Source organism: Pseudalkalibacillus sp. NRS-1564 (assembly GCF_050467905.1).
Lineage (GTDB): Bacteria > Bacillota > Bacilli > Bacillales > Guptibacillaceae > Guptibacillus > Guptibacillus hwajinpoensis_B.
This window is the reverse complement of record NZ_JBITPM010000010.1, coordinates 1-16,587: the sequence shown is the minus strand read 5'-3', so window position 1 is coordinate 16,587 and position 16,587 is coordinate 1. Positions and strand designations below refer to the sequence as shown.

Genomic DNA, 16,587 nt, shown 5'->3' with positions numbered 1-16,587 from the left:
GCCTCCTTCAGTTAGACTTTTTCGTAAGGATGTACGGTATCAGGATAAATTTCAGTCGGATAATTTCCTGTAAAGCAGCCAAGGCATTGACCGCACGACGAGCCGTCTTCTTCTCTTCCAATCGCTGTAGTCATCCCATCCGTTGTCAGAAACGTCAGTGAATCGGCTCCAATTTCTTCACACATCTCATCTACACTCATCTTCGCCGCTATTAATTCACCCGAATTGGATGTATCAATGCCGTAGTAGCATGGGCTAATAATTGGTGGCGCACTGATTCGAACGTGAACTTCTTTTGCCCCCGCTTCTCGAAGCATCGTCACGATTCGTCTGCTAGTTGTACCACGTACAATCGAATCATCGACAATAACAACACGCTTACCTTCAACAACTCCTCGAACAGGCGAAAGCTTCATTTTCACACCACGTTCTCTCAACTCTTGAGAAGGTTGAATAAAGGTTCTGCCAACATAGCGGTTTTTAATTAATCCCATTTCATATGGAATACCAGATTCTTCCGCATAGCCAATTGCTGCTGAAATACTTGAGTCCGGCACTCCGGTTACAATATCTGCCTCAATCGGGGCTTCTTTAGCGAGTTGCTTACCAAGCTTTTTACGTGCTGTGTGAACATTAATATTCTCAATGTTACTATCCGGTCTAGAGAAATAAATGTATTCCATTGAGCAAATCGCACGTGAGATTGAAGACGAGAACCTCTCTGATTCAAGTCCGTTCTCACTAATAATCAAAAGCTCACCAGGCTGTACGTCACGAATATATTGCGCACCGATTAAATCAAACGCACACGTTTCTGAAGCAACAACGTAAGCCCCTTCTAAAATACCAAGTGATAGTGGTCTTAAGCCATGTGGATCTAGCGCCACCATCATTTCTTTCTCTGTCATCATAATAAAGGCATAAGCACCCTTCACCATTGTAAGAGCATTCTTAACCTTTTCACGCTGACTCAAGTAGCCGCTTCGTTTAATAAGATGAGCCAATACCTCTGTGTCTGATGTCGTCTGAAAAATGCTTCCTTGTCCTTCAAGCTGATGCTTAAGAGCATTCGCATTTACAAGGTTTCCGTTATGCGCAAGCGCAAGGCCACCGTTCTGAGAGCGGAAAACAAGAGGTTGAACATTCTCATACCCGCCTCCACCAGCTGTCGAATATCTCACGTGACCAATCGCACCATTGCCTTCAAGCTGATCAAGATCACCAGGTCCGAACACATCATTCACTAATCCAAGTCCTTTATGATTATAGAGGCGATCACCGTCAGTTGTGACAATGCCCGCTCCCTCCTGACCACGATGCTGTAAACTATGCAGTCCGTAATACGTTAGCGAAGCAGCATCAGGGTGACCCCAGATACCAAATACGCCACATTCTTCATTTAAGCCTTTGATTTCACCAAACATGGAATAGCTCCTTTCCAGGCTGCTTCAAGCTCTTGAACCGGAGCATCGAAGATATGTGTTTCATCTTCGTGCATAATCGTTAATACGCCAGTACCGGTTACTTCACCGATCAACTTCGCTCCTGTACGCTGCTCAAATGCCTGCTGATGTTCCCCCTTGATGGTTACAAGAAAACGAGATTGTGTTTCACTGAAAAGATCTGTTGTCGTATCTCCGTCAATCCGTACATTAGCACCAAATTCTGTTCCAATGAGCGATTCCGCAAGTGCAACACTAAGGCCACCTTCTGCGAGGTCGTGAGCTGATTCAACAAGTCCGTCTTGAATCGCAGTTAGAAGTTGGTTTTGACGTTCTTTTTCAATTTCAAGATTAAGTGTAGGAGCTTGACCTGAGATCTTACCATCAAGATACTTTTGAAGCTCACTACCGCCAAAATCTTCTCCCGTTTCACCTAGCATATATATTAAGTTTCCTTCTTCTTTAAAGGCTTGTGTTGTCACATGATTTAGATCGTGGACAAGGCCAACCATTCCAACAACCGGTGTTGGATAAACAGCGATGCCGTTTGTTTCATTATAAAGTGAGACATTCCCACCAATAACTGGTGAGTTCAGCATACGACACGCTTCACTCATTCCGTCTGTCGCTTTCTCAATTTGCCAGAAGATCTCTGGCTTCTCAGGGTTACCGAAGTTTAAGCAATCTGTAATCGCTAGTGGCTCGCCACCCGAGCAGACAATGTTACGCGCTGCTTCTGCAACTGCAATTTGACCGCCTACTTCAGGATCAAGATATAAATAACGGGAATTACAGTCCGTTGTCATCGCTAACCCTTTGTTTGTTCCACGCACTCGAACAACAGCCGCATCTGACCCAGGTGACACAACTGTATTTGTTCGCACCATATAGTCGTACTGATCAAAAACCCATTCCTTACTTGAAATTGTCGGCTGACTTAACAAGGTATAGAGCATTTCCTTCGCGTCTTCCACATTTGGAATTGGCTTATGAAGCTGCTGATTTTCAATATAATATTCTGGGATACGAGATGGTTTGTGATAAACAGGTGCTTCCTCTGCTAATGCATCGACAGGAACGTCCGCAACGACTTCTCCTTTATGAAGGAGACGGAATCGCTTATCTTCCGTTACTACACCAACCTCTTTCGCTAAAAGACCCCAGCGATCTGTTATAGCTTTAATTTCATCTTCATGACCTTTTTTCACAACAACGAGCATACGCTCCTGAGATTCAGAAAGCATCATTTCGTATGGCGTCATTCCTTTTTCACGCTGTGGCACTTCATCAAGATTCATTTCAAGTCCCATGCCTGCCTTACTCGCCATTTCGGAAGCTGAAGACGTTAGTCCAGCTGCTCCCATATCTTGAATACCGACAAGTGACTCGCAGTGAACAAGTTCAAGGCATGCTTCAAGCAGAAGCTTTTCCATGAATGGGTCACCAACTTGAACGGCAGGACGCTTTTCGTCAGAAGCATCTGTCAATTCTTCAGATGCGAAGGTTGCGCCGTGGATCCCGTCACGTCCCGTGCTCGCGCCAACGTACATGACCGTGTTCCCAGCTCCTGATGCGATCCCTTTCTGAATGTTTTTATGATCAATTAAGCCAACACACATCGCATTTACAAGAGGATTTCCATCGTAAGAAGAATCAAACTGAACTTCCCCACCAACTGTTGGAATACCAATGCAATTTCCGTATCCTGCAATTCCGGCTACAACTTCCTCAAAAAGATACTTCACTTTTGGATTGCTCAGCTCTCCGAAACGAAGCGAGTTAAGAAGGGCAATAGGACGTGCCCCCATCGAAAAGACATCACGGATAATGCCGCCAACTCCTGTTGCAGCACCTTGATACGGCTCGATAGCTGACGGGTGGTTATGGCTTTCAATCTTAAATACCACCGCCTGTTCACCACCTATATCAACGATTCCGGCTCCTTCACCAGGACCTTGAAGAACACGCTCACCCGTAACAGGGAATTTTTTTAACACTGGCTTTGAATTCTTGTAGCTACAGTGCTCCGACCACATAACAGAAAATAGCCCCGTCTCCGTATAGTTCGGTGTACGGCCGAGAATCGCTTCCACCATACCGAACTCGTCATCTGTTAAACCCATCTGACTATAGAGCTTTTGGTCTTTAATCATCTCAGGTGTTGGTTCATGCATGTGTGACATGGGATTCCCTCCAGTTACGTAGTATCGATTTAAATAGATTTAATCCATCTGCACTTCCTAATAGCTCATCTACCGCTCGTTCGGGGTGAGGCATCATCCCGAGGACATTGCCCTTTTCGTTTACGATTCCAGCTATATCTTCAACCGAGCCGTTCGGATTATCGGCATAGGTAAACGCAATTCGATTTTCCTGCTGCAGTGTTGCAAGCGTTGCTTCATCGCAATAGTAGTTTCCTTCACCATGCGCAATTGGAATCGTGATTTCTTCTTCTTTCTCATAAGCTGAAGTAAACATTGTTTCATTGTTTTGAACGCGAAGAGTAACCGGTCGACACATAAACTTCAAGTTCTTGTTTCGTTTCATTGCTCCTGGTAACAGACCTGCTTCCAAGAGAATTTGGAATCCATTACAAACACCCAGAATTGGCTTCCCTGCTTCAGCTGCCTTCACGACCTCAGTCATAATCGGTGCAAAGCGTGCAATGGCACCACTTCGAAGGTAATCTCCGTAAGAGAAACCGCTTGGGAGAAGGATCGCATCATAGTTTGCTAGATTTTGCTCATCGTACCGGACATAAACCGCTTCTTCTCCAAGCTCATCTTTGATGGCGTGATACATATCCACATCGCAGTTAGAACCCGGGAACACAATCACCGCAAATTTCACTGTGCGACTCCCTCCTCGATTTCGTAGGTGTAGTCTTCAATAACCGTATTCGCAAGAAGCTTTTCGCAAATTTCTTTAATTCGCTGATCAAGGTTTTCCGTATCTTTCACTGTGAGTTCCATGTATTTCCCGATCCGTACGTCTTCCACTTCATGATACGAAAGACTGTGCAATGAATTCTTTACGGCACTTCCTTGTGGATCTAGAACACTTTCTTTTAACGTTACATAGACTTTTACTTTGTACATGATTCGGAGCCCCCCAGGCGAGTTAAAATTTGTTCGTACGCTTCTGTCAAATTTCCAATATCTCTTCGAAACACGTCTTTATCTAGTTTCTCATTCGTTTTACTATCCCATAAGCGGCAAGTATCTGGAGAGATTTCATCCGCCAACATAATCTTGCCTTCCGGTGTTACACCAAACTCTAATTTAAAATCAACGAGCTTCACGTCACGCTCAAGGAAGTATTCGCGTAATAGCGTATTGATCTTTAACGCGCGTTCTTTTAATTCTTGAACGGTTTCTTCTGTTGCAAGTTCAAGTTCTAACACATGATCAAGCGTAAGAAGAGGATCACCAAGGTCATCATTCTTGTAATAAAATTCAACGATCGGCTGTTTTAGTAACTTCCCTTCTTCCACACCCGTGCGTTTGGAAAAGCTCCCAGCTGCGATGTTTCGAACAACCACTTCGAGTGGAATGATCGAAACGCGTTTCACAAGCTGTTCAGTAGAAGAAAGCTTTTCAATAAAATGACTTTGGATTCCAGCACTTTTTAAATAATCAAAGAGCAGGCTTGTAATTTCATTGTTCAGGCGACCTTTGCCTGTAATTGTTGCTTTCTTCTCCCCGTTATAAGCGGTTGCTGAGTCTTTATACTCGACCCAGACAACCTCCGCTTCATCTGTTGCATAAATTCTCTTCGCTTTTCCTTCGTACAACAATGTTTGCTTTTCCATGGTGATCCCCTCCGATGCTTAATTAAAGTCCGAGACGTTCAAAAATCATATCCACCGGCTTTAGGTGGTAATTGTAGTCAAAGCAATCTTCAATTTCTGCTTCACTCAGCTGATCTGTAATCTTAGGGTCAGCTTCAACAAGCTCTCTAAATTGAATGCCTCTTTCCCAAGCATCCATTGCTTTTGGTTGAACAAGATCATAGGCAGCTTCACGTGCCATGCCTTTATCAATAAGAGAAAGAAGAACGCGCTGGCTGTAAATCAAGCCGTATGTTCTTGTCATGTTGCGCTTCATGTTCTCAGGGAAGACCGTTAGTTTCGAAACAATTCCTGCAAAACGATTCAGCATATAGTTGAGCGCAATCGTTGCATCCGGAAGAATAACGCGTTCTGCTGATGAGTGAGAAATATCACGTTCGTGCCAAAGAGCAACGTTCTCGTAAGCTGTCGTCATATAGCCACGAATCACACGCGCCATGCCAGTCATGTTTTCAGAACCAATCGGGTTACGCTTATGCGGCATTGCGGATGACCCTTTTTGTCCTTTTGCGAAAAACTCCTCTACTTCACGCGTTTCGCTCTTTTGTAGACCACGAATTTCAACAGCAAACTTTTCAATGGATGTTGCCACAAGTGCTAGAGCCGACATGTAATGAGCATGACGATCGCGCTGAAGCGTTTGGGTTGAAATCGGTGCTGGTTGTAAGCCAAGCTTTTCACAAACATACTGCTCGATAAATGGATCGATGTTGGCATATGTTCCAACTGCACCAGATAGTTTGCCGAAACGAACGTTATCTGAAGCTGTTTTGAATCGTTCAAGGTTACGCTTCATTTCTTCATACCATAGCGCCAATTTCAGACCAAATGTTGTTGGTTCTGCGTGAACACCGTGCGTTCTTCCCATCATGACAGTGTATTTATGTTCCTGCGCTTTAGCCTTTAGGACTTCAATGAACTTCTCAATGTCTTTAATCAGAAGGTCGTTCGCTTGATTCAACTGATAAGACAGTGCTGTATCAACGACATCCGTTGATGTTAAACCGTAGTGAACCCATTTCCGTTCTTCTCCAAGCGTTTCAGATACCGCTCTTGTGAATGCCACAACATCATGGCGCGTTTCCTCTTCAATTTCGTGAATGCGATCGACATTGAACCCGGCATTTTCACGGATCTTTTGTACATCTTCTTTTGGGATAATGCCAAGTTCTGCCCACGCTTCGCATGCTAGGATCTCGACTTCAAGCCACGCGTTATAGCGGTTTTCTTCTGTCCAAATAGCTCCCATCTCGGGGCGGGTATAACGTTCAATCATTGTAAGTCCTCCTGGTCTCTTGTCTTTACTGCCATAACTTCCATGAGTTCATTCGCTTAATTGCTTCTTCTGTTGAAGGTGCAAGAAAGTTAATGTGTCCCATCTTCCGATTAGGCTTTGCTTCGTCTTTCCCATATAAATGAAGCTTTGCATCACCGAGCTCTTCTATACTGTCCATTAGCGGTGTGATGTGCTGACCGAGCAAATTCCCCATGACAACCGGCTTTAGAAGTTCAGTGCTTCCAAGTGGTAGTCCACATATTGCTCGAATATGCTGTTCAAATTGCGAAGTCTCACATGCCTCCATCGTATAATGGCCAGAATTATGTGGTCGTGGTGCAAGCTCATTTACATAAATCTCATTATCTTTAAGAAACAGCTCAACTGCAAGTGTACCGACAAGCTGTAGGGTATTTGCAATCTTCTTTCCGACCTCATCCGCTTTCGTTATGACCGCTTCGTCTACTCGAGCTGGAACGATGGTTTGATGAAGAATGTTGTTCACATGAACGTTCTCACCTACAGGGAACGTCGTTGTTTCCCCAGTTACGCTGCGTGTCACAATCACTGACAATTCTTTTTGAAACGGTACCCAACTCTCCAGAATGCAAGGTACATTAGGAAAAGAGAGAGCTTCAACATCTTTTTCTGTTTTTAAAACCCACTGGCCTTTTCCATCGTAACCACCAGTACGTGTTTTAAGGACTGAAGGGAGACCGATCTTCTCGAGCGCACCCTTGAGATCTTGATGAGAATCGACTGCTTCAAAAGGTGCTACTTGAAGTCCCGACTTCTGAATCGCTGTCTTCTCAACATAGCGATCCTGCGTTACGCGAAGCAATTCTCCACCTTGAGGCATATACGCATTTTCTTCCAACCACTTTGCAGTATCGTGTGTAATATTTTCAAATTCATAAGTGATCACATCACTTAAATCAGCTAGCTTACGAGCGCCATCCAAATCATCATATCCACTAACCACTTCATGATCAGACACCTGGCCACAGGGAGAATCTTTTTTCGGTTCGAGAACGGCGATTTGATAGCCCATCTCTCTTGCCTTTAACGCCATCATTCTTCCTAATTGTCCACCGCCTAGAATCCCAATTGTGCTACCGGGTAAAATGGTTTTCCTCATAAGCTGTCACTACTTTCGAGTACTGTTTCTTTCATCAGATTTCGATAGTCGCTAAGCTTCTTCTCGATCGTTTCATCAGCTGTACTTAGTATTTGCGCAGCAAGTAGTCCTGCATTTTTCGCTCCCGCTTTTCCAATCGCAACTGTCGCAACAGGCACGCCACCTGGCATTTGCACGATTGATAGAAGCGAATCTAATCCATTTAACGTCCGCGATTGTACAGGTACGCCGATGACTGGCAGTGTCGTTTTAGCAGCGACCATCCCTGGTAAATGAGCGGCACCACCTGCTCCCGCAATAATGACGTTCAAACCGCGTTCTCTTGCTGATTCTGCATATTCAAACATCAATTCCGGCGTTCTATGAGCCGAAACAACTTTTTTCTCAAATGGCACTTGAAGCTCCTCTAGTATGTCACAGGCATGCTTCATCGTATCCCAATCCGAAGTGCTCCCCATGATGACGCCAACTTTTGTGTTCATGCTATTCCTCCTTAAATGAAGGTGCTAATTAATCGAAATAGTGTGAAAATAACAGAAAAGCCCGAGATAGAATTCTTCTATTTACTTAGAAGAAGCTTCTACCTCGGGCGAAAACACATCCATCCTGTTCTGCGCATATGCAAAACACGACTTTCCCCCTCATAGTCCGACGATTCATGGTCGTCAGGTAGAAACTTATGGGCCTTATTCCCAAGATTATATGAGGTATCCTTTTTGCTCCTCTTACATAGTAACAAGAGCGACGTTCAACTGTCAACGAAAATCGAACGATGCGTTTTATATTTAGTCTAATGTTCGGTTTTTACTTTAACTTTCCTTCAAAAACAATTTTCTGACCGCATAGCTCAGGTTCTTTAGAACCCTTACCTTCTTTAAAGACTGGTTCTTCCCGGCGTCTTACGGGCATGTATCCTTCATCGTCCATTCGTTTTAAGCAGTCAGAAAGTGATTCATTTTCTTTAACTTCAAACTTCTTTTTCTTCGCTTTCTTTTCCATACATTACCTCCGAATTTTTCTAACCCAGAATCCACCCTGGAAGGTACGGGGCTCATAAGAGATAACGAAGGCTTTAGGATCAAGTTCCTCAATAGCCTGATAAAGCTTACGCTCCGATTTACGCGATGTTAGAACTTGCATGACAAGACGTTCTCCCTGACGCCCGTGCGCAAGATAATGTGTAACACCGTAACCGACATCTCTTAATTTATTGGGAATATCATCTTCAAGCTTTGTTGTGATGGCATTCACTGTAATATAACCAAGCGCAAGGTATTCTTCAATCTTCATCCCAACGATAATTCCTACACCAAAACCAAGGGCGTATGCAATAACGTTTTGAATTTGCCCTAGATTATCGAGGACGAGACCAAGCCCTACAACATATATCGCAATCTCAATTGTTCCTGTAACAGCTGCAAGGTATCGCTGACCTTTAAGTGTAAGTATCGTACGCATCGTGAGAAACGATACATAAAAGATATTAATAACAAAAATGGTCAAAACCATGCCAAGACCTGTATCCAGCATGTCCATCCTCCTTTTCCCTTATCGTTCAAACTCGAACTTTCCCTAGCATAACACGAGGAAACCTGAAACCGCATGCGATATTTATCGAATTAGACTAATAATTTTCGACTATTTTTTCCAAACTTCCCCTATATCTTTCCCATTCACTTCTCAAAAGGGTTTAAACCAGCAGTACGTTCTTTTAACATTCCACTTCTCGGTGCATATACTGGCAAAAAGCCCAGGAGGTGACCTCATGGGAGACCATTGGGGACAGATGTATGACTGGCGCAATAAAATGAATAAATTTATGGGAGATGATTTTTGGACGGATTTTCAGGATATGTTCGTATCAAATGGACCTCTTGTTAATCTCTATGAAGCTGGAAACGAACTCATCTGCACAGTTTATCTTCCTGGCATTAAGAAAATTGATGATGTTGACGTGTATATCCATTATCGGACACTTAAGGTAAAAGGCCAAACAGCGATGAACCTTAAAGGTTATCGTAATGTTCAGGAAGAATATAAGCACGGTCCCTTCGAACGCATCGTTGAGTTACCATTCCCCGTTCGTGAAAAACCGATTGATGCGAGTTACAGTAGGGGCATACTCTTAATTCACCTTCACCGACTTATTGAATCGAAGGAAGAGAAAAAACGATTAAAGATTAAAGACGTAGAATCAGATGAAACCTAAAAACAGAGACGATCGATAAGCGATATCGATCGTCTCTGTTTATTATGAATCACTTTATAAGAAGCTAAATAATCCATCAGTTATACCAATACGATAAATATAATAGAATCCAAACCCGACTGAGAGAATCCCAGTCACTTGAGTTAATCGATGGTTGAGCTTTAACTGCTTCCTCGTTGCGACGAACGGAAGTCCAAGAATGGTTGTAAACCCGAGCATACCAACACATGTCCCTACACCAAACACTAGTATATAGATAGCTCCTTGAAACATCGTTTCAACCGTACTCATCGTTAACAAAATCATCGCGGCACTTCCAGCTAATCCATGGATAAACCCGATCACTCCAAACTGTACGTATGTATGGTTTCCTTTCAATCCTGTACTTTCCGTTTTTGTACGTAAGGCTTTTATCCCTAGAAATACGAGCATAAATCCAACAATCATCTCAAGCAACATCGCCCATGTATCTGTTATCGTCGTATTGAAGAGAAATAGAAGGATTCCTACTAGGAAAAGCGTGGTGGTATGTCCAATCCCCCAATACACTCCAGCTAATGAAGATTTCCACAAACTACGCGTTTTACTCGCAATGGTCGATACGGCTATTACATGATCTGGTTCAATAGCATGTTTGATTCCAAGTAGAAATCCAATAACTAAAATTGATAATAAACTAGCGTCCATTTTTTCCTCCTGTATACACTACTTCCGCCAGGATATCGCACTCCTCTTGTAAATGGTGTTATGAATAAACGTTTCGATAGCAGCAAAAACCGTCTCAATATGTGCCGTTCGCTTCGCAAGAATTCGGAAACAGCACCCCGGAACCTGCAACAACGATATTCCGAAATGAGTATCACCGAACGAAGCAAGGTACTCTCTTAACTTCTCTATCCACTCTCCTGTTACGTTCGGATGAATAAAGTACAATGAACCGATATGGGTGTTCCCCTCTAACTGAAGCAACCTCTTCATATCTTCTTCAGGCTTCAACCGTAAATGATCATATACTTTGAGATTCTTATTCTGATAGATTTTCACCTTAGAGGTTACACACTCATAAGGAAAGAGGACGCCATCCTTTGACCATCCCGGCGTTACAATGTCTGTCAAAAAGAAAACAGCACTTTCATCCATGTGTACTTCTGTTTCCTGCGTAAAGCGAGCATCTCGATAAGCAATGAGCGGATCCAGCTTCATATGTAATTCACTATGCTCTTCTAATTTATAGAACGCTTTTTGTATAACTTGCTTATTTGGTGTTTTGTAAACCTTAGTGGAAGCCTGCGTTGTAACAGCTAACCGAGCCTTCTCCTTCACAAGAATTTCCGTATAATACGTGTCACCGTCTACATATCCTCCACCTACATGAATCATTTGCAACAGAGGAAGTCCTTCCTCATTGTAAGTAGGGCGTGAAATCTTAAAAACACCGTTATAGTAAGCATCCGAAAGCACGGATTTCCCATATCGATCAGATGCTTCTAACTTCAGATAACCTGTATATGTCACTGCTCAAGTCCTACAAAAAACGCCTGCTCCTTAATCCACTGTACAACATCACTAACGCCAGTTTCATCCTTTAAGTTAGTAAAGAAAAATGGACGATCTCCTCTTGATTTCAACGTATCCTCTCGCATGATATCAAGATTGGCGCCAACATAAGGAGCAAGATCCGTTTTATTAATAATAAATAAATCCGACTTAATCATCCCCTGACCGCCTTTACGGGGGATTTTCTCTCCCTGCGCCACATCTATAATATAAATCGAAAAATCAACAAGCTCAGGACTGAAAGTTGCAGCTAGATTATCGCCACCACTTTCAACAAAAATAAGATCAAGATCTTCATGACGTTCATTCAATTCATCAATAGCAGCAAAGTTCATCGATGCATCTTCTCGAATCGCCGTATGCGGACATCCTCCTGTTTCTACGCCGATGATGCGGTCAGAAGGCAAAATCCCGTTCTTATTCAAAAACATCGCATCTTCCTTCGTATAAATATCATTTGTGATGACAGCCATACTAAATTCGTTATTCATCGCTCTTGTTAAGCGATCCACTAATAGTGTTTTGCCAGCGCCAACTGGTCCGCCAATTCCTATTCGTATGGGTTCACTCATTTTTCAATCATCCTTTCTTCATTAACTCATAAATAGACGAACATTGATCGCCTCATGCTTCATTTGTGCAATTTCAAGGCCAGGAGCGCCAATTCCAAAGTCCCTGTCTTCAAGAGACATAATCTGCTTCACACAATCTGTTAAAAGTGGCTGAATTGAAACTAGAATTTGCTGTCCTTCTGTTTGACCAAGCGGGACGCCTCGAACCGCGTTTTGAACGAGTGACGAAGCAGTTGCAAATCCGTAGCATGAAACCGCACTTTCAACATCAATACCAAGGTGATAACATACAATCGCAAATACCAGTGCCCCATGGCCGTACACCTTTTTCTCCTTCATTGCAACGATATACTGATTAAATATCGCGTTCGGATAAAGTGTGGAAACTACCTTAACTAAGCGATTCCCAATTCTTCTATTCCCTTCTCGGGTCTCCCTAGCCATCCCCAACGCATACAATGATTGATCCAGCTCCCATAGACGATCCGTGTCATCCACTTCTAAGGCTTCATACGCAAACCGACAGGCAAGTCCATCCGTATAAACTAGCTGATTCATTAGAAAAAGCTCAAGAACATGTTGAAATGAAGAAGAGTCATGAATGGTGCCATTTGCAATATATGTTTCTATTCCAAACGAATGCGAAAAGGCCCCCGATGGAAACTGAGAATCACTTAATTGAAGGATCGGAAAGAGCGCATTAGTCATGTCCAATGTATTTAAAAGCTTCTTTCATTTTTCGTTTTTCAAGCACATGAGAGATATTTAATTCTGTTAGCAACTGAATAACTAGATAATCATGCTGCACAATCATCTCATCTCCTTCAAATTGTGCTGGCAAATGGCGATTGCCTAGCATATGAGCGACTTCTCCCATTTGTTTCAAAGAATTAGGATAAATGACGATCACTTCATCTTCCAACACACTGACAATAATCATATTGTCATCTGCACGATACAGAATATCACCATCGACTAAATCTTTTGGCTTAGATAGTTTAATCCCAAGCTCTTTTCCGTGATCGGTCTTTACTCGCTGAATTCGTTTCACAAGTTCATCACTTCGAAGATAAACTCTTTCTACATGGGGTAGCGTATCCTTTTCGTCACGAAGGTTTCCTTTTATCTCACTAATGATCATCTGTTTACCACCTCAAAATAAAAAGTATCTTTGTGCAAGCGGTACGCTCGTTGCCGGTTCGCACGTAACTAGCTCACCATCCACCACGACTTCATACGTTTGTGGATCCACCTGAATATCAGGAGTCTCACCGTTATACTTCATGTCTTTCTTTTTTAGCTTACGAATATTCTGAACAGGACGAATGATTTTCTGCAGCGAAAGCTGGTTATGAACACCTTTTTCAATAGCCGATTGTGATAAAAAGGTAATGGAGGTTCTAAATTTCGCTTTCCCGTATTGGCCAAACATCGGCCTATAGAGAGCTGGTTGAGGAGTAGGAATCGATGCATTCGGATCCCCCATTACACTCCAAGCAATCATCCCCCCTTTCACGATCTGTTCGGGCTTTACTCCGAAAAAACCAGGTTTCCATAGAACAAAGTCCGCTAGTTTCCCTACTTCTATGGACCCCACCTCGTCTGATATACCATGCGCAATGGCCGGATTTATCGTGTATTTTGAAATATAACGTTTCACCCGCTCATTATCGTTTTCTGAACCCTTTGGAAATGCCCCACGTTGCTTTTTCATTTTATCCGCCGTTTGCCACGTTCTTGAAATCACTTCTCCAACTCGTCCCATTGCCTGTGAATCTGAACTAATAATGCTGAAAACACCCATATCATGCAAAATATCTTCTGCAGCAATGGTTTCTTTTCGAATCCTTGAGTCAGCGAATGCCACATCCTCCGGTACGGAAGAATCAAGATGATGGCAAACCATCAACATATCAAGATGCTCCGCAATTGTATTTGTTGTAAATGGTCTAGTAGGATTCGTCGAGGATGGAAGGATATGCTCATAAGAAGCGGCCTTAATAATATCCGGGGCATGCCCCCGCCTGCGCCTTCTGTATGGTAAGTATGAATGACGCGGCCATCAATTGCGTTTAAGGTATCTTCTACAAAACCACCCTCATTTAATGTATCGGTATGAATCGCGACCTGAATATCATATTCATCCGCCACGGTTAATGCCGTGTCAATGGAAGCAGCAGTCGTTCCCCAGTCCTCATGAAGCTTCAAGCCTATCGCACCCGCTTCTATTTGTTCGCGTAAAGCTTCTTCACCTGAGGCATTCCCTTTGCCCAAAAACCCAAGATTAACAGGGAAAGCTTCTGCTGCCTCAAGCATCCGGTGAATGTTCCACTCCCCTGGAGTACAAGTTGTCGCATTTGTCCCAGTCGCTGGACCTGTCCCTCCTCCAAGCATCGTCGTAATTCCAGACTCGATCGCGGTATCGATTAATTGTGGACATATAAAATGTATATGAGAATCAATTCCACCTGCTGTTACGATCATTCCTTCTGCGGCAATAACCTCTGTAGAAGCACCAATCACTATATCAATGCTGTCCATCAAATAAGGGTTACCTGCCTTTCCAATTGAAGCAATACGACCATCCTTCACACCGATATCCGCTTTATAGATCCCCGTATAATCAATGATCAACGCATTCGTTACAACAAGGTCTACAGATTCGCCTCTCGTAGCAAGTGGATGTTGACCCATTCCATCGCGAATCACCTTGCCTCCACCAAATTTCACTTCATCACCATAAGAGGTTTCATCTCGTTCTACTTCAACAAACAATTCTGTATCTGCTAACCGAACTTGATCCCCAACCGTCGGACCAAACATATCAGAATAGGCTTTTCTTGAAAGTTCAAAACTCATTGATCTACCTCTCTATCTAACGAACCGTTTGTTTTATTATTTAGTCCAAACACCTTTCGATCACCTGAAAACGCGACTAGCGTGACTTCTTTAGCGTCACCTGGTTCAAAGCGGACAGCAGTACCTGCAGCAATATTTAAATGCATCCCAAAAGCAAGGTCACGTTCAAACTTTAAAGCTTCATTTACCTCATAGAAATGAAAATGAGATCCAATTTGCACTGGTCGATCGCCAATATTGGTTACTTCAATTTCGATTGATTCTTTCCCAACATTACAACTAACAGAAGAAGATCTTAACTTATATTCACCTGGAATCAATGCTCAGAACCCCTTTCATATAATTGGATCGTGAACGGTTACTAATTTTGTTCCATCTTGAAAAGTAGCTTCTACCTGAATATCTGTGACCATTTCTGGGACACCTTCCATTACATCTTCTCTTGCTAAAATCGTTCTTCCATACTGCATCAATTCTGCGACGCTCTTCCCATCTCTCGCCCCTTCAAGTACTTCATATGTAATAATCGCAATAGCTTCCGGATAATTGAGCTTTAACCCTCGCCCCTGTCTTCTTCTCGCCAAATCTGCCGCCACAACGATCATCAATTTTTCTTGTTCTCTCGCCATTAGCTTCAATGAAAGTTCTCCTCCCGCACATAGAAACAGAAAATTAAGATAATTCATATTATACATAAAATAGTAAGTTAAAAAATATGTTTAGATTATTTTTATATTGAAGTCTTATTTTAAGTTAAGCATTCCTTCTACCTAAAATCCTTAACATATAAGGTTTTGGTAACGCATACAATTTTTATGTTCTATATGAATCCATTTAAAAATAATATGTTAGATTAACTGACAATCAGCAAGATCAACAAAAAAAGAAGAAGCAATTCGCTTCTCCCATCATCCTACTTATGAAATATTACTCGCTAAATTTTCAAGTGTTAATTTAGTTTTATGGAGATGCAGGACTTTTAATACGGGGATGGTGAATGAATCAGGTGAATAACTTAGAAATGAATGGTAATTCCGCGATATTTTATATAATTCCGCGAAAATCAGATTTATTCCGCGCTTTTCCATGATAATTCCGCGAATTTGAGATTAATTCCGCGAACGTAAAAACCATACAAAAAAAGCGAGAAACCCTCAGGTCTCTCCCCTTTCATCTTGTGCCCAGCGACGTCCTACTCTTGCAGGGGGAGATCCCCCAACTACCATCGGCGCTCGAGCTTAACTTCCGTGTTCTCATACGGGGCGCGATAAGCGGCGAACTTCTTCGTCAGCTGCGCGATGCCAGATCCTCATGGATCTCTCGAATATCCACTCCGGTCTGACATCACTTGCTTCCTCGAATTTCTTGCTTCTCCCACCCCTACGAAGCTTTCGAAGAAGTTTTGATTGTCTTTCCTGCAGCTTTTTTCTCTTACGAGCTTTCTACACTTTTTGAATACAAAAAAGCGAGAAACCCTCAGGTCTCTCGCCTTTCATCTTGTGCCCAGCGACGTCCTACTCTTGCAGGGGGAGATCCCCCAACTACCATCGGCGCTGAAGAGCTTAACTTCCGTGTTCGGCATGGGAACGGGTGTGACCTCTTCGCCATCATCACTAGACTAACAGGATGTTAGCCGTTCGGTGTTCACCACAGGACGTGGTGGCACTTAATCGAACTTCCTTAT

General features: G+C 42.9%; 18 protein-coding genes, 1 rRNA gene, 1 pseudogene and 1 riboswitch. Of the genes and pseudogenes, 1 reads left to right on the top strand and 19 read right to left on the bottom strand.

Annotated elements, in window-relative coordinates; translation table 11 throughout:
- Positions 1 to 11: 11 nt before the first annotated feature.
- The 10 genes from purF to ACIFPW_RS04825 all read right to left on the bottom strand — a co-directional run bounded on the left by purF (position 12) and on the right by ACIFPW_RS04825 (position 9,236).
- A complete protein-coding gene (purF, locus tag ACIFPW_RS04870) occupies positions 12 to 1,424 on the bottom strand; it encodes an amidophosphoribosyltransferase (protein ID WP_430242453.1) in 1,413 nt (470 codons plus the stop codon).
- Entirely contained in the window at positions 1,400 to 3,625 is a 2,226-nt protein-coding gene (gene purL, locus ACIFPW_RS04865; RefSeq protein WP_430242452.1) for a phosphoribosylformylglycinamidine synthase subunit PurL, read from the bottom strand. The genes purF and purL overlap by 25 nt, the downstream gene beginning before the upstream one ends.
- Positions 3,609 to 4,292: a phosphoribosylformylglycinamidine synthase subunit PurQ gene (purQ, locus tag ACIFPW_RS04860; RefSeq protein WP_430242450.1), complete on the bottom strand. Its 684-nt coding sequence runs from the start codon at positions 4,290 to 4,292 to the stop codon at positions 3,609 to 3,611. Before purQ ends, purL begins: the two co-directional genes overlap by 17 nt.
- On the bottom strand, positions 4,289 to 4,540 hold the full coding sequence (gene purS / locus ACIFPW_RS04855) for a phosphoribosylformylglycinamidine synthase subunit PurS (protein WP_098446125.1): 252 nt from the start codon (positions 4,538 to 4,540) through the stop codon (positions 4,289 to 4,291). The genes purQ and purS overlap by 4 nt, the downstream gene beginning before the upstream one ends.
- Positions 4,528 to 5,253 carry a phosphoribosylaminoimidazolesuccinocarboxamide synthase gene (purC, locus tag ACIFPW_RS04850; protein WP_194222439.1) on the bottom strand — a complete coding sequence of 242 codons (726 nt, stop codon included), beginning with the start codon at positions 5,251 to 5,253 and terminating at the stop codon, positions 4,528 to 4,530. Before purC ends, purS begins: the two co-directional genes overlap by 13 nt.
- 22 nt (positions 5,254 to 5,275) lie before the next feature.
- Positions 5,276 to 6,568 carry an adenylosuccinate lyase gene (gene purB, locus ACIFPW_RS04845; protein WP_194222440.1) on the bottom strand — a complete coding sequence of 431 codons (1,293 nt, stop codon included), beginning with the start codon at positions 6,566 to 6,568 and terminating at the stop codon, positions 5,276 to 5,278.
- 25 nt (positions 6,569 to 6,593) lie between these two features.
- On the bottom strand, positions 6,594 to 7,706 hold the full coding sequence (gene purK / locus ACIFPW_RS04840; RefSeq protein ID WP_430242448.1) for a 5-(carboxyamino)imidazole ribonucleotide synthase: 1,113 nt from the start codon (positions 7,704 to 7,706) through the stop codon (positions 6,594 to 6,596).
- On the bottom strand, positions 7,703 to 8,188 hold the full coding sequence (purE, locus tag ACIFPW_RS04835; RefSeq protein WP_430242446.1) for a 5-(carboxyamino)imidazole ribonucleotide mutase: 486 nt from the start codon (positions 8,186 to 8,188) through the stop codon (positions 7,703 to 7,705). The genes purK and purE overlap by 4 nt, the downstream gene beginning before the upstream one ends.
- Before the next feature lie 142 nt (positions 8,189 to 8,330).
- A riboswitch (purine riboswitch) is annotated at positions 8,331 to 8,432 on the bottom strand.
- Between the two features lie 78 nt (positions 8,433 to 8,510).
- Positions 8,511 to 8,705 carry an NETI motif-containing protein gene (locus tag ACIFPW_RS04830; protein ID WP_303533645.1) on the bottom strand — a complete coding sequence of 65 codons (195 nt, stop codon included), beginning with the start codon at positions 8,703 to 8,705 and terminating at the stop codon, positions 8,511 to 8,513.
- 3 nt (positions 8,706 to 8,708) lie between these two features.
- The gene (locus ACIFPW_RS04825) at positions 8,709 to 9,236 is read right to left on the bottom strand and encodes a DUF2179 domain-containing protein (RefSeq protein WP_194222444.1); all 528 of its coding nucleotides are present in this window, start codon (positions 9,234 to 9,236) and stop codon (positions 8,709 to 8,711) included.
- A 235-nt stretch (positions 9,237 to 9,471) separates the two neighbouring features.
- Between ACIFPW_RS04825 and ACIFPW_RS04820 the strand changes: the two genes are divergently transcribed.
- The gene (locus ACIFPW_RS04820; RefSeq protein WP_194222445.1) at positions 9,472 to 9,915 is read left to right on the top strand and encodes an Hsp20/alpha crystallin family protein; all 444 of its coding nucleotides are present in this window, start codon (positions 9,472 to 9,474) and stop codon (positions 9,913 to 9,915) included.
- A gap of 54 nt (positions 9,916 to 9,969) precedes the next feature.
- On the opposite strand, the gene ACIFPW_RS04815 is transcribed toward ACIFPW_RS04820, so the two are convergent.
- From ACIFPW_RS04815 to rrf, 9 genes and pseudogenes are all read right to left on the bottom strand, one after another.
- Positions 9,970 to 10,602, bottom strand: a complete 633-nt coding sequence (locus tag ACIFPW_RS04815) for an urease accessory protein UreH (RefSeq protein ID WP_430242445.1) — start codon at positions 10,600 to 10,602, stop codon at positions 9,970 to 9,972.
- An 18-nt stretch (positions 10,603 to 10,620) separates the two neighbouring features.
- Positions 10,621 to 11,430 (bottom strand): urease accessory protein UreD, encoded by an 810-nt coding sequence (locus ACIFPW_RS04810; protein ID WP_430242444.1) that lies wholly within the window; start codon positions 11,428 to 11,430, stop codon positions 10,621 to 10,623.
- Entirely contained in the window at positions 11,427 to 12,044 is a 618-nt protein-coding gene (ureG, locus tag ACIFPW_RS04805; RefSeq protein ID WP_194222448.1) for an urease accessory protein UreG, read from the bottom strand. The genes ACIFPW_RS04810 and ureG overlap by 4 nt, the downstream gene beginning before the upstream one ends.
- A 21-nt stretch (positions 12,045 to 12,065) precedes the next feature.
- Complete coding sequence (locus tag ACIFPW_RS04800) at positions 12,066 to 12,752, bottom strand: urease accessory protein UreF (RefSeq protein WP_430242473.1); 687 nt, start codon at positions 12,750 to 12,752, stop codon at positions 12,066 to 12,068.
- On the bottom strand, positions 12,745 to 13,185 hold the full coding sequence (locus tag ACIFPW_RS04795; RefSeq protein WP_430242442.1) for an urease accessory protein UreE: 441 nt from the start codon (positions 13,183 to 13,185) through the stop codon (positions 12,745 to 12,747). Before ACIFPW_RS04795 ends, ACIFPW_RS04800 begins: the two co-directional genes overlap by 8 nt.
- 12 nt (positions 13,186 to 13,197) lie before the next feature.
- Positions 13,198 to 14,903: pseudogene (ureC, locus tag ACIFPW_RS04790) on the bottom strand (urease subunit alpha).
- Positions 14,900 to 15,223: an urease subunit beta gene (locus ACIFPW_RS04785; RefSeq protein ID WP_430242440.1), complete on the bottom strand. Its 324-nt coding sequence runs from the start codon at positions 15,221 to 15,223 to the stop codon at positions 14,900 to 14,902. The pseudogene ureC and the gene ACIFPW_RS04785 overlap by 4 nt, the downstream one beginning before the upstream one ends.
- 15 nt (positions 15,224 to 15,238) lie before the next feature.
- Positions 15,239 to 15,541, bottom strand: coding sequence for an urease subunit gamma (locus tag ACIFPW_RS04780; RefSeq protein ID WP_430242438.1), 303 nt, complete (start codon positions 15,539 to 15,541; stop codon positions 15,239 to 15,241).
- An 863-nt stretch (positions 15,542 to 16,404) separates the two neighbouring features.
- A 5S ribosomal RNA gene (gene rrf / locus ACIFPW_RS04775) occupies positions 16,405 to 16,521 on the bottom strand.
- Between the last annotated feature and the right edge of the window lie 66 nt (positions 16,522 to 16,587).